The following is a 12,910-nucleotide window of genomic DNA, read 5'->3' on the forward strand; positions in this document are numbered from 1 at the left end:
GTTCCCTCTCGTATCTGCGCGGCAGCAGCCTGCGGCAATTCTAAATGTTTGGTTGGTCGTTCTAAAGGTTCTGCCTGAGGATCGTTTCGGCCGAGATGAACCCCCAGGTCAGGTTCGGACCAAGCGTCGTGCCGGCGCCGACGGCCCGGGTGCCGATCGGATTGGCCATTGCCAGACCCGCGGCGTAAAGGCCTGGGATGATGGACCCGTCCGGACGCAGCACCTGGGCAAATTCGTTGGTGCGCGCGCCGCCCTTGGTGCCGATGATCGAGCGGTTGACCGAAAGGCCGACATAAGGCGGTTTGTCGATCGGGTAGAGACGGATATTGCCGCCGTCCTTCTTGCGCTCCCAGGCCGGTTCGCCGCGATGGAAATCCTCGTCCTTGCCTTTGGCGCAAAAGGTGTTCCAGCGGTCGACCGATTCCTTGAGCGCCGCGGCCGGCAGCCCGAGTTTGGCGGCAAGTTCGTCGATCGTATTGGCCTTCTTGACCCAGTCCGGTTCGTATGAGGCATACCAGCGGAAGGGGAAGGAGGATTGCAGGAAGCGATGGTCGCCGACCAGATAGCAGGGAAGATTGACCGGCGCGCCGGTCTCGTCGCGGGCATCGAGCGCCTCGCCGATATTGAAATGGGCCTCGCTGACGAAACGCCTGGCGGCACGGTTCACGACGATGGAATGCGGCTCATAGAGGAAGTTGATCGGCAGGCCATAGCGCTTGCCCTCGTAGCGAGTCGGAAGGCAGACATACACATTGGCCTGATCCATATTGTCGAGATGGGCGCCCACGGCTTCCGCCATTTTCTGGCCATCGCCCTCATTGCTCATCGGTGTGCCGATTCGGTCGAGTGGCCCAGGGAAATGGCGTTCCCGCATTTCCTTGTTCCATTCGAACCCGCCGGAGGCGATCACCACGCCCCGAAGTGCGGTAATGGTCTCACGGCGCGCCTTGCTTTCGACCTCGACGGCGACAATGCGGCCGCTGTTGTCCTGCACCAGGCCCACAGCCCTGGTCTCGAGACGAAACGTTACGCCGGCATCCAGGCAACCCTTGATCAGGCCGGTCATCAGCGCCGTGCCCTGCGCGCCCGCATTGTTCAGCCAGCGCCAGACCAGCTTCGGCCACGTCTTGAATATGGCGTGAAACGGACGATGATAGAGGTCGAGATTGACGTTTTCCTGATAGGTGAAGAGATGCGGAAGGGTGGAGCGCCGCATCTTGCCGGCATATTTGCCGATCAGCCGACGGCTCAGCGGCATGGGCGACAGCATGCGACCGTATTTCTTGCCTCCGGATGCTTCGACATACGGATCCGGCTCGTCAATCAGTCGAAAATCGATTGGCGTGTTGTCGGACAAGAATTTCAGCATCGTCGGCGCGTTCTGGACAAAGGCACGATGACGGGCGCCTTCCTTGTCGGCCCAATCCGGCGGCTGCACGGCCCTCAGGTAGTCGAGTGCTTCCTGCTTGCTGTCGGACACCCCCTCCGCTGCCGCGATATGGTTTGCCGGAATCCACACGCCGGATCCGGACATTGCCGAGGTGCCGCCGAGCTTGGCACTTTTTTCGATCGCAAGGACGCGAAGACCGCCTTTGGCAGCCCGGAGCGCCGCCGAACATGCTGCCGATCCTGTTCCGATAACGATGACATCAAATTCATCCATGCCGATCCCCTCGTCTGATAGGAGACATTATAGATCAGGAGAAGCCTATCTGTCTACCAATGTGTCGACACTTTAAGAGGACAAGTTCTCCAGCATTCAATAACCTGGAAGGGCTGGCGCGGCGGTAATGATCCTAAATTCAGTTCAAACGATTCGGACCTGGAATTGAGGACCAAGCGCCTTGGCTCTCGCAACATTAGACCAGTCCCGTTGAGATCGCGAGTAAGTATGGTCAACGTTCCCATTCTCGTCGTGCGCAACTAAGAGTGTAAGAATTTCTGCATAGCCTACAATAACTTCAGCATTTTAGGGATTGGTGAAAGGTCGCCGGTTCAGATCCCCATCAAGGCGCCGGTGGGCGCGCTTTTGCCATCGGCCCACTTTCCTCGTGTCTCGCGAGCGCTTCGCATCGCCCTGATCGAGAAGTTGCAGAAAACTTCTCAGTGATCCATGTCGTCTGTCGTTCGAATTGTATCATTCGTGCGACGGATTTCGGAAATAATGACTTTCAATCGCGCCTCAAGTCGACGAATACGACATAAATTTCGAATAAATACAATAAGTTGCTCTATGGCGCACAGTAAGCTTTATAAAAATAAAGCCTTATTGACAAAAATAAATAATCTGCGAGTTTCTTCTCATCCAGTGTGAACGATAAATCTGCCTCGCACTGTTGAAGGGTTGGAGAATACATGAGAATCCGGGAGCAAAGCCTGGCGCGCATCGCGTCCGGAGCGTCGTTTGATGTCCTGATCATTGGCGGTGGCGTCAATGGTGTTGCCGTCCTGAGGGAACTGGCGTTGAACGGTGTTTCCGCGTTACTCGTCGAGCGTTCCGACTTCTGCATGGGCGCAAGCGGTGCGTCCTCGCGCATGGCACATGGCGGTTTGCGCTATCTGGAAAACCGCGAATTCAAGCTCGTTGCGGAATCGACCTGCGAGCGCAATCTGTTGCTCAAATATGCACCGCATTTCACCCGTCCGCTTGAGGTCGTGGTGCCCTTGACCAGTTACATTAAAGGTTTGCCGGGCTCGATCCTGCGCTTTATGGGCGTGAGCACACGGGACAATACACTCAGCGCCGCGGGGCTTAAAGGTGCGCTGTATCTGTACGAATTCCTTGGCCGGGTGGAAAAGGTGCTTCCCTTGCACCGGATGCTGCTGTCGAGAGGTGTGTTTCCGGAACGGTTGGCAGCACGTTACAAGGCCGTTATCAGCTATTTCGATGCGCGCATCCGCAATCCCGAGGCGCTTGTCCTGGAGATGATCGAGGATGCGCTTTCGGCCAGCCAGGACGTTGCCTGCCTCAATCACGCCGAATGGAGCATGTCTGAAAACGGTGACATTACCGTTCTGGACAGTCTTGGTGGCCAGGAATTCGCCCTCCGGCCGAAAGTGATCGTCAATGCATCGGGGGCCTGGGTTGACCGCGTCAACCAGAAGTTTGGCCTGCAGACGCACTACATCAGGCCAGTCAAAGGCGCGCATCTGCTCATCCGTCATGACGAACTGTTTCAGCGCATGGCGGGCCGTGCCTTCTATTTCGATGACGGAAAGGGCCGGATGGTGATCTGCTATCCGCTCGATCGGACGATCCTGCTCGGGACCACCGAAATCCAGGTTGAGGATCCGAACGACGCCTCGATCGCCCCGGCCGAGGTCGACTATCTACTCTCGGCACTATCAAGCCTGTTCGACGATATCAAGATCACCGCGGACCACATTGCCACGGTGACCACAGGCATACGTCCGCTGCAGAGCGGTGGAGGTGCAAGCGCCAACCAGGCGAATCGCGATCACATGATTGCCGAGGACCGTCTAATTGTCGGCTCGGTTCCGCTGCTGTCCTTGGTCGGCGGAAAATGGACGACCTTTCGTGCCTTCGGAGAGCAGGCCGGCGATCGCATATTCGGGCTGCTGAAGGTTACCCGGAAAGCCGACACCCGCCGCAGGCCTTATCCTGGGGCTGCCGGATTTGGGGTCGGCGAGGATGGGGCAGAACGGATCGCCTTGCAGATCGCCAGCACCTTCGGGCTGTCGCCAAAGCGGGCGCATGACCTGGTCAAGCGATACGGAGCCATTGCCGCTGATGTTGCTGCCCACTGCGCCGAAGAGAATGACCGGCCGGTGGCGAGCCTTCCCGATTATTCGAAGCGTGAAATCGGCTGGCTCGTCGTACGGCGGGCGGCATTGATGCTGGACGATCTCCTTCTTCGTCGCACGCAGATCGTCCTGGACGGGCGCTGCAACGAGGCGGTCATCCGCGAATTCGCGACCATTCTGGCCGAGGCGCGCGGACTGGACAGCGAGTGGGCAAGGGCGGAAGTCGCTCGCTGCCTGGAAATTCCGGCATTGATCATTCGGTCAACGGCGTCTCTCTCCCAGGAGGCGTGGCATGGGTGATCTTTTTCTGGCAATAGATGCTGGCGGCACGGCCGTCAAGGCAGCCGTGTTCGATGCTGAGGGCCGACTCGTGGCCGTCCGCGCCATCGATGTCGTCACCGTCCACCGGGAAAACGGCTGGGTGGAGCGCGAACCCGAAGCGTTCTGGGATCGGACGGCTCAGGCGATCCGTGCCTTGACGGCATCCGAGATCGATGCCGGCCGGATCGCCGCCATTGCCTGCACCGGCTTTGGGAACGGCGTCTTTCTCGTCGATGAGAACGGTCGAGGAACCCGCGCGGGCATCGTGTCCGTCGATCACCGCGCCCAATCGATCGTCGACGAATTTCTCCGTGACGGAACGGCAGACGCAATCGAGGCGATGAACGGCCATCGTGTCTGGGGCGGCCAGACCATCATGCAGCTTGTCTGGCTGTCGCGAAACGAGCCCGATGTTGTCGCAAAGACGCGCTGGGCTCTGCCGTGCAAGGATTTTATCCGCATGCGGCTGACGGGAACTGCCGCCACCGACCCGACGGATGCAAGCGGGGGCGGCCTGCTGAACCTTGAGCTTGGTGATTATGATGCGGCGCTCTACGAGCGGGCAGGGATTCCGGAATTCTTCAGTCGCATGCCGCCGCTTGCCGAAAATTCATCGGTCGCCGGGCATGTTTGCGCTGCAGCAGCGGCCGAAACCGGTTTGCGCGAGGGAATACCCGTCGTCACTGCCATGATGGATGTCAGTGCCTGCGTCACGGGATCCGGGGTGGTGGGTAATGATGCGCTGACGATGATCGCCGGAACCTGGTCGATCAATGCGATTGAGACCAACGGCCCGGTCGAGGGGCGTCCGCCGATCCTCAACATGATCCACAGGGATCGCGCCTGCCGTCTGCTGGCGGATGGAAGCCCAACGTCTGCGGGCAATCTCAACTGGTATCTTTCACGCGTCGCCGGCGACCAGATCGATTTCCAACGTGCGAATGCCCTCGTGCAGGAGAGCCCTGTCATGGCGCGCCGCTGCCATTTCATGCCCTTCGTCAATGGGCCGGCCCCGCGACGTGGCTCTTTCGTCGGGTTGGTCAATTCGGATGACACCGGCTCTATGCTACGCGCGCTCTACGAAGGCGTGGCCTTCCAGCACCGGCGGCACGGGGAGGGTATCGCGCAATACGTCGCGCCGCATCGCCCCGGCATCATCCGCCTTGCCGGCGGGGCATCGAAAAGCGAGGTCTGGTCCCAGATCTTTGCGGATGTCTGCGGGGTTCCAGTGGAGGTTTCGGAAGGTGAGGAGCTTGGCGCCCTCGGCGCTGCGATCTGCGCCGCGGTTGCCACCGGACATTACCGCGATCTGCCAACCGCCATTGGCGCCATGTGCCGTGTCACGCGAACGGCGCTGCCGAATGCCGGTCTGCGCGCCTGGTACCAGGACCGCTATCACCAATTTCTGATGCTTGATCAGAAACTAGCCGATCTGTTCGAAGGATCGGAAACGCAGACAATCTAACGTTTCTTTGGAGGAGGAATAACGATGAATCTGAAAACAGCCCTACTTTGCTCGGTCGCCATGCTCGCCGCACCTGTGATGGCCTTTGCGCAAGCCGATGCCTGCATTGGCAAGGTTCCCACGCTCAACGTGATTGCGCAGGGCATGCCATCGGTCACCGAACTCGACAAATATGTCGGCGAGTTCAATGCGAAATGGCAGACAACCGTCAAGATCAACCTGCTGGGCGAAAACGAACGCCGCGCCAAGGCGCGTCTGGATGCTTCCACTGGCGCCGGAGCCTATCAGGTTCTTTATGTCGATGAAGCCAATACGCCGGAATATGCAACGGCTGGATGGCTTTATCCGCTGGCAGACGTCCTGCCTGCCGAATACGACATCAAGGATTTCCGTGTCGATCTGGCCAACGTCGCGACCTACGAAGGAACACAGTATTTCGCGCCTTTTGTCGGCGGCGGCGATATTCTCATCTATCGTAAGGACGTTTTGGAAAAGGCCGGTTTGACGGTTCCGAAGACGCTCGACGAGATGGTCGCGGGCATCAAGGCGGTCAATGATCCCGCCAACAAGCTTTATGGATGGGCGGCCCGCGGGCAACGCGGCTCCGGCATGAACGTCTGGCGCTGGACCCCCTTCTTCCGCGGCATGGGCGGCGAGTGGATGGACGGCGACAAGCCTGCCTTCAATTCGGACATCGGCGTCAAGGCGACCGAGCTTTATGTCGACCTGATGAAATATGCGCCGCCTGGTGTCGGTACCTTCAACTGGTCGGACTCCGTCGAGGCGTTTCGTGGCGGTCAGGTAGCCTACCTCATCGAGTCCGACGTGTTCGGCCCGTGGATGGAAGACCCGGATAAATCGACCGTCAAGGGCAAGGTCGGCTATGCACCGCCTCCGGAGCCGCTCGGCTCGGCCGGCTGGGCTCATGGTTTTGCGGTTTCGGCGGTTGGTGCCAAGGACGAATGCACCAAGAAGGTCGCAGGCGATTTCGTCGGCTGGGCAACGTCGAAGGACATGGAAGCCCGGCGGCTTGCAGACGGCATTGCCTCCGACATCGGCCGTCAGTCTACCTTGAAGAGCGAGGCATTCCAGAAGGCTGTTCCCGCCGAATACATCGAGGCGCTCCTTGCGACGGGTTCGCGTACGAAGCTGCTCATCATGGCAAGCCCCGTATGGCCGGAAATCGGGGACAATCTCGGCCTCGCGCTGGAAGAGATCTTCACCGGCACAAAGACGGACATCCAGGCCACGCTCGATGAGGCGGCATTCTCGGCAGAAGATACGCTCCGCCACGCAAAATAACTTTGCGGCCCAAGACCGGGCGGCTGGTCCGCCCGGTTCCCTCAGTTTTCAAAGAGCAACGGAATGCATAAACAACGCTTCGTATTCTGGACGCTGGCACCGGCTTTCACCATTCTGGGTATTCTGGCTTTCGTCTCCATCGCGGGCGCCCTGTATTTTTCGGTGATGGACAGGTCGCTGCGCTATTCGGATTATGATTTCGTCGGCCTCTACAATTATCAGCGGCTACTGGGTGACAGACGATTTCTGAACGCGCTGAAGATTTCCGCGCTGTGGGAAATCATCACGGTTGCCGGCTCGCTGCTGGTTGCAACGTTGCTGTCGATTTACATTTTCGAGACGACACGATCGGCCCGGACCCGCAATATGATTTGCCTGGCGTTTCTCGCGCCGGTGCTGCTGCCGCGTGTCGCTGCCGCCTTCATCTGGCGTTTCCTCTACTCGCCGTCCCTCGGCCTGATCAACTATATCGCCAGTCTGTTCGGCCTCGGCCCCATCGAGTTTCTCGCCAATCCGTCGCTCGCCCTTTTTTCGGTGGCCGCGGTCGACATTTGGCAATGGGGCCTATTCTTCACGGTCATCATGCTGAAACTGCTGGAGACCTTGCCAAAAGATCCGATCGAGGCGGCGCAGCTGGACAATGCGAAAACATGGGAGATCCATGCTTACGTGACCCTGCCGATGCTCAAGGCGCCGATTATCAGCCTGGCCTTGGTCAAGGCGGTGGAATCGTTGCGGTCCTTCGACCTGATCTACGTGATGACCGGTGGCGGGCCGGGGACGGCCACCGAAACACTGGATCTCTATGCCTATCAGGCCGGGATCAACTTGGGCGGTCGGGTGTCTTACGCGTCTGCCATGTCCATCCTGTTGCTTCTCATTACCACCGTCGTCTTCACCCTTGTCTGGAGAGGTATCCGCAAATGGTCAGCCTGATCCGCCGCAGTTTTTCAGGGGTGATCCTTACCCTTCTGGTCCTTGTCGCCCTGACGCCGATCCTGTGGACCGTGCTTGGCTCGTTCAAGAAGCTGAAGGATATCGTCACACCCGTTCCCACGCTGATCTTCACGCCAACGCTCGAGAATTTCACGACGATCCTGCAAAATCCGTCGATCAGGGACGGACTTGCGAACTCCGTCATCGTCGTCGGTGTCTCTGTCCTGCTGGGTGCCTTGCTTGGCATTCCGGCAGCCTACACGCTTGCCCGGCATGTCAACCGGTTGAAGGACGACATGCAGTTCTTCGTGCTGTCGCTGCGGTTCATGCCGCCGGTCGCCATCGCCATCCCGTTCATCATTATCTATCTCGATCTCGGGCTGTACGACACGCCGGCGGGGCTGATCCTCGTCTATCTCATCTCGACGATCTCGACGGTCATCTGGCTCTCCATTCCGGCATTCGAAAGAGTGCCAAGGGAGATCGAAGAGGCGGCGGCCATGGAAGGCTGCACGCAGACGGAGATCTTTGTAAAGTTCGCCCTGCCCATCGCAGCACCATCCTTGTTCGGGGCTCTGGTCTTCACCTTCGTCCTCGTCTGGAACGAGCTTCTGCTGGCCCTGACGCTTGCGGCGCAAAATAGCACCCTGCCTGTTGTCGCAGCTTCCATCACCTCGCTCGGCAAGGAAGTTCCATGGGGCGTGATCAACGCTTCCACCGTCATTCTCGTGCTGCCGCCGCTGGTTTTCATCGGTCTGCTGATGAGCTTCATCAACCGAATGGTCAGTACGGCCCGGAAATAGGAATATCACAATGGCAAACATCAAATGCTTGAACATCCGCAAGTCCTATGGCGGCCTTACGGTCATCGATGGTCTGAACCTCGATATCGCGGACCATGAATTCGTCGTCTTCCTTGGCCCCTCCGGCTGCGGCAAGTCCACGATGCTGCGCATGATCGCCGGCCTTGAGGAAATCTCCGGCGGCACAGTCAGCATCGGCGACCAGAATGTGACCAACTTGCCGCCCGGCGAACGCGGCGTGGCAATGGTGTTCCAGTCCTATGCGCTGTACCCGCACATGAGTGTCTTCGAGAACATCGCTTTCGGTCTTCGTCGCCAGAAGGTGCCGGCCGCAGACATTTCTCGGCGCGTGGCCCATGTCTCCTCTCTGCTCGGGCTCGACCAGTTTTTGGAGCGGAAGCCGAAAAACCTGTCGGGTGGCCAGCAGCAGCGCGTTGCGATGGCCAGGGCGATGATCAAGACACCCAAGCTCTTCCTGTTTGACGAGCCGCTGTCGAACCTCGACGCCAAGCTGCGCGAGCGCCTGCGGACGGAAATCCGCCGGATGCATCTGGAGCTCAAGACGACAACGATTTTCGTGACCCACGACCAGCTGGAGGCCATGACCATAGCCGACCGAATCGTGCTGATGCGTGCGGGTGTCATTGAGCAACAGGGCACGCCTTCGGAGATATTCGACCGCCCGGCCACACGCTTTGTCGCCGATTTCATCGGCTCCCCCGCCATGAATTTCCGCGACTGCCAAGTTCGTCTCGACGGTCAGGAAGCCGAGCTGTCATCGGGATCCATCAAACTGCGGGTGCCCGTTGCCGACTACCAGGGCTTTGCAGATGGTGGAGCGGTCGAGGTCGGCCTGCGCCCCTCGAAAATGGATATCGCCTCCCCAGGGGATGCCAATGTCATCACCGGTACGGTCGTTCTGGTCGAGAACATGGGCAGTGACGGACAGGTCATCGTCGATGTCGACGGCCGGGACATGTCCTTTGTGACCAAAGCTTTTCGTACGCTGGAACCCGGCCAGAAAGTCGACTTCTCGATCGAGCCGGCCAGCATTCATATTTTTTCTAAGGATACCGGCCGATCGCTGTTGCGCGCCGCTGCCTGAATGTTCAAGACCTGTAATGGAAATAAACATGCCAATGACCCGCTACGACGAAAAAATAGAGCGCATTCGCGATGGTAATTACCGCAAGGGAGATTTTATCCTCGCCGATGCGAAAGATGCCGATCTCTCAGGTGGTATCCTCACCACCGGCCGCCGCCGGGATGCCAGGGGGCAGGTGACGGGAAACCGTACCCGCGCGGAGTTTCTGGCGGAAATCGAGGCGATCGTCCGCGAAGATGCAGTCGATATTATGCTTGCTTCGACATCGAACATCGAGGCGCTCCATACCAGCGGGATTTTTGCCGGCTCGCGCGTCATGCCGGCATTCCGTGCCAATGATACGACCGATGTATGGGGCGTCGTGCGCGGTGGCAAATACCGAGAGACTCCTTCAATTCCGTTTCGCAGCACGGACCTTTCAAGAGCGAAAGCGGATCTCTGTTTATATTCGATGACTTTCAACAACTGCGCAGCCACGGATGCTGTAACACTCGACGCCTACCGCATATTCCGGCCGGACGCGCGCGCTGCAGGAAAACGGCACTTCCTGGAAGTGTTCAATCCCAACGTGCCAACGGGTTTCACAGCGGAGGAAACCGGCATGTATGTCAACGATTGTATCGCGCGCGCACTGGCCGGTTTGACGCTTGAGGAGCGCCCGGAGTTTCTCAAGGTCGCCTATAATGGACCGGCAGCTCTGGAAGAGTTGGTCGCGCACGACCCGTCGGTGATCATCGGCGTGCTTGGAGGCGGAACGGGGACACACCGCGATACATTCGAGCTGGTGCGACAAGCCGAAAAGTGCGGTGCGCGCCTTGCCCTGTTCGGCCGCAAGATCAATATGGCGGAACACCAGACGACGTTCCTGTCGTGGATGCGGCTGGTGGCTGACGTTGAGGTTTCGCCTTCCGATGCGGTCCGCGGTTACCATGCCGATCTTGCCAGGTCCGGGCTTTCTCCCGATCGTTCGATTGACGACGACCTGCTTATAACCGAAGAGGTCCTTCTGGCCGGCGCAGACCGGTAGCAAGGCTCCGCAACCTGTGGTCACAGCAAACACCGGACAAACGCATGTATCGCCAGCAGCATCCATCCAGCAAGATCATCGCCGAGGTCGCGTGGATGTACTATGTTCGAAACCTGACACAGGGAGAAATTGCGGATAAGCTGTCCCTCTCCAAGCCGACGGTCATCAGCTATCTGAAGCTCGCCAAGGAACGCAACATCGTCTGCATACAGGTTGCGCCGGAACATTTTCGCATCAACTCCCTTGCAGACAGTTTGAAGGACAAGTTCGGACTGAAGAGTGTCCATGTCGTACCTGATGAGGGCGCGCAGGGCGAGGTTCTGTCGCGCGCCGTGTGCGAAGTGGCGGCGTATCACCTTCCCAATTTTCTTGAAAAGGGTGATGTTCTCGGGGTTTCCTGGGGGCAGACCGTGTCGTTTGTTTCCGAATACGTGCCCCACTGGCCGATAGAGGATTTGACCGTTCGCCAGCTGCTCGGCTCCATTGCCAATCCGTTGCTCAGTACGTCGGAGAGCTGCAGCACCGAAATTGCACGCCGGCTGGGCGCCTATTGCATCAATTTCAACGCTCCGGCCGTCTGTTCCAGCGCCTCGCTCGCGTCGGCGCTCAAGGCGGAGCCGATCATCCGCGAACAGCTCGATAACCTGCAAAAATGCAACAAGTCGATCTTTTCCCTAAGCCCGTGTACTCCAGATACACACGTCGTCCAGTTCAAGATTGCCACCGTGGAGGATATCGACAGCTACCGCGCCCGCGGTGCTGTCGGCATCATCGCCGGGCGGTTCATCGACACAGAGGGTAGGGCGGTCCTGGGTGAACTGGACGAGCGCATCATTGGTGCCGATCATGATCTTCTCAAAACAATGGAAGGCCTGCTCGTTGTCAGCGGCACCTTCAAGCACGATGCGACGAGAGCCGCCTTGCGCGGCGGTTTTGTTGATCATCTCGTCACTGATGCCAAACTTGCGGAACTCTTGGCTGCTGGTTGAGTGCCGCTGCGTTTCGAGTTTCAATTCAGATCAAACTACGGCCAAAGGGTGCGACTAACCGCGGAACGCGTCCCGCACCCTGTTTGCGGTTGTCTCGTCCATAATCATCACGTTCGCCAGCCTCGCCCGCAACATCCCAATGACGGCCCCTACTTTTTCCGGCCCTCCGCCGACGCAAATCCGCTCCGGCACGTTGATCAGATCCTCGAGCGGCATGGTGATGTGGCGTTCGTCGAATTCACTGGTCACGATCCGGCCGTCTGCGTCGAAGAAAAATCCCGACGCAAAACCGATAGCGCCAAGGTCGCGATAGGTCGCGATTTCAGCCTCGGTCATGAAACCGCCCTGCACGAGCAGTGTTTCGCCGACCAGCTGTGTGACGCCGAAGATCGATTTTGTGCACTGGCGCAGAAGGGAAAAATGATCGCGGATCGTCGGCTCCGCCATCAGGATATCCTTCACATGTGGCGACGAGACAACACCCGGCGCATGAAGGTTGACGGCGCGTGCGCTCAGTCGCTCGGCAATGTTTGAAGTGCAAAGCACCGGCGAAAAATCGAAGGTCGCGGCGGAGCTGCCGGTGGTCTGGGCGACCGTGATATGGGGAAAGCTGATCCAGGACAAAGACTTGGACAGCGCGAGCACGGTGCGGCCCCAGGCCACGCCGATCGTGTCGTGGCTGCGCAAGCGCCGTTCCAGCACTCGCGCGCCGAGGTGGCCAATCTGTTCGTGAAGCCCGGCACGGTCCCGCAGGTTGGGCAGGACAAAACACTCGGACAATCCCGTCAGCGCGCAAATCTCGAGCGAAAGGTCGATCCGTGCGATCCGGGTCGGGTCGATGGCGATGCTGACGACGCCTTCATCACGCGCCTTCTGCAAAAGATTGAACACCGTTGCGCGGGAAATGCCGAGCTGCTCGGCGACCTCGTCCTGCTTCAGCCCCTGCTCATAGTAAAGCCAGGCAGCCCAAAGCACTTCGTCCATGGCGAACTGTGCGGGAATTTCGCGCCGCCCGGAGGCGTTTTTTGTCTCGGGAGCGTCTGCTTTCTTCATTTCAATTGTCGCCCTCTTTTCTCGTTCAATCGCAAATTTAGGCATTCGGGTCCACCGAAATATGCGCCATTCGCGGCGAATGTGGCGTACGTCATGTCGTGTTGAAAATTGCCATTGACATATGCCATTACTTGTTGGCATATT

At 58.8% G+C, this 12,910-nt stretch carries 10 protein-coding genes; 8 read left to right on the plus strand and 2 right to left on the minus strand.

Annotated features, from left to right (window positions below; genetic code table 11):
- Positions 1-61: 61 nt before the first annotated feature.
- On the minus strand, positions 62-1,663 hold the full coding sequence (locus HFC70_RS17540; protein WP_168474577.1) for an FAD-binding protein: 1,602 nt from the start codon (positions 1,661-1,663) through the stop codon (positions 62-64).
- Between the two features lie 692 nt (positions 1,664-2,355).
- On the opposite strand from HFC70_RS17540, the gene HFC70_RS17545 reads away from it, so the two are divergent.
- The 8 genes from HFC70_RS17545 (at position 2,356) to HFC70_RS17580 (ending at position 11,713) form a co-directional block, all read left to right on the plus strand.
- Positions 2,356-4,065, plus strand: a complete 1,710-nt coding sequence (locus HFC70_RS17545; RefSeq protein WP_168474578.1) for a glycerol-3-phosphate dehydrogenase/oxidase — start codon at positions 2,356-2,358, stop codon at positions 4,063-4,065.
- The gene (locus tag HFC70_RS17550; RefSeq protein ID WP_168474579.1) at positions 4,058-5,551 is read left to right on the plus strand and encodes an FGGY-family carbohydrate kinase; all 1,494 of its coding nucleotides are present in this window, start codon (positions 4,058-4,060) and stop codon (positions 5,549-5,551) included. Before HFC70_RS17545 ends, HFC70_RS17550 begins: the two co-directional genes overlap by 8 nt.
- Before the next feature lie 24 nt (positions 5,552-5,575).
- Entirely contained in the window at positions 5,576-6,853 is a 1,278-nt protein-coding gene (locus HFC70_RS17555) for a sugar ABC transporter substrate-binding protein (protein WP_168474580.1), read from the plus strand.
- A 63-nt stretch (positions 6,854-6,916) separates the two neighbouring features.
- Positions 6,917-7,789 (plus strand): carbohydrate ABC transporter permease, encoded by an 873-nt coding sequence (locus HFC70_RS17560; RefSeq protein WP_168474581.1) that lies wholly within the window; start codon positions 6,917-6,919, stop codon positions 7,787-7,789.
- The gene (locus HFC70_RS17565) at positions 7,777-8,592 is read left to right on the plus strand and encodes a carbohydrate ABC transporter permease (protein ID WP_168474582.1); all 816 of its coding nucleotides are present in this window, start codon (positions 7,777-7,779) and stop codon (positions 8,590-8,592) included. The genes HFC70_RS17560 and HFC70_RS17565 overlap by 13 nt, the downstream gene beginning before the upstream one ends.
- 10 nt (positions 8,593-8,602) lie before the next feature.
- Complete coding sequence (locus tag HFC70_RS17570) at positions 8,603-9,697, plus strand: ABC transporter ATP-binding protein (RefSeq protein WP_168474583.1); 1,095 nt, start codon at positions 8,603-8,605, stop codon at positions 9,695-9,697.
- A gap of 34 nt (positions 9,698-9,731) precedes the next feature.
- Positions 9,732-10,724: a hypothetical protein gene (locus HFC70_RS17575; RefSeq protein WP_168474584.1), complete on the plus strand. Its 993-nt coding sequence runs from the start codon at positions 9,732-9,734 to the stop codon at positions 10,722-10,724.
- 44 nt (positions 10,725-10,768) lie between these two features.
- Positions 10,769-11,713: a sugar-binding transcriptional regulator gene (locus HFC70_RS17580; protein WP_168474585.1), complete on the plus strand. Its 945-nt coding sequence runs from the start codon at positions 10,769-10,771 to the stop codon at positions 11,711-11,713.
- A 54-nt stretch (positions 11,714-11,767) separates the two neighbouring features.
- On the opposite strand, the gene HFC70_RS17585 is transcribed toward HFC70_RS17580, so the two are convergent.
- Positions 11,768-12,907, minus strand: coding sequence for a sugar-binding transcriptional regulator (locus HFC70_RS17585; protein WP_168474586.1), 1,140 nt, complete (start codon positions 12,905-12,907; stop codon positions 11,768-11,770).
- Positions 12,908-12,910: the final 3 nt, after the last annotated feature.

It is taken from the genome of Agrobacterium sp. a22-2, assembly GCF_012276985.1.
Lineage (GTDB): Bacteria > Pseudomonadota > Alphaproteobacteria > Rhizobiales > Rhizobiaceae > Allorhizobium.

Coding starts and splice junctions, on each gene's coding strand:
- HFC70_RS17540 (WP_168474577.1), bottom strand. CDS start 1,663: ATGGATGAATTTGATGTCATCGTTATCGGAACAGGATCGGCAGCATGT.
- HFC70_RS17580 (WP_168474585.1), top strand. CDS start 10,769: ATGTATCGCCAGCAGCATCCATCCAGCAAGATCATCGCCGAGGTCGCG.
- HFC70_RS17560 (WP_168474581.1), top strand. CDS start 6,917: ATGCATAAACAACGCTTCGTATTCTGGACGCTGGCACCGGCTTTCACC.
- HFC70_RS17585 (WP_168474586.1), bottom strand. CDS start 12,907: ATGCCAACAAGTAATGGCATATGTCAATGGCAATTTTCAACACGACAT.
- HFC70_RS17555 (WP_168474580.1), top strand. CDS start 5,576: ATGAATCTGAAAACAGCCCTACTTTGCTCGGTCGCCATGCTCGCCGCA.
- HFC70_RS17550 (WP_168474579.1), top strand. CDS start 4,058: ATGGGTGATCTTTTTCTGGCAATAGATGCTGGCGGCACGGCCGTCAAG.
- HFC70_RS17570 (WP_168474583.1), top strand. CDS start 8,603: ATGGCAAACATCAAATGCTTGAACATCCGCAAGTCCTATGGCGGCCTT.
- HFC70_RS17545 (WP_168474578.1), top strand. CDS start 2,356: ATGAGAATCCGGGAGCAAAGCCTGGCGCGCATCGCGTCCGGAGCGTCG.
- HFC70_RS17575 (WP_168474584.1), top strand. CDS start 9,732: ATGACCCGCTACGACGAAAAAATAGAGCGCATTCGCGATGGTAATTAC.
- HFC70_RS17565 (WP_168474582.1), top strand. CDS start 7,777: ATGGTCAGCCTGATCCGCCGCAGTTTTTCAGGGGTGATCCTTACCCTT.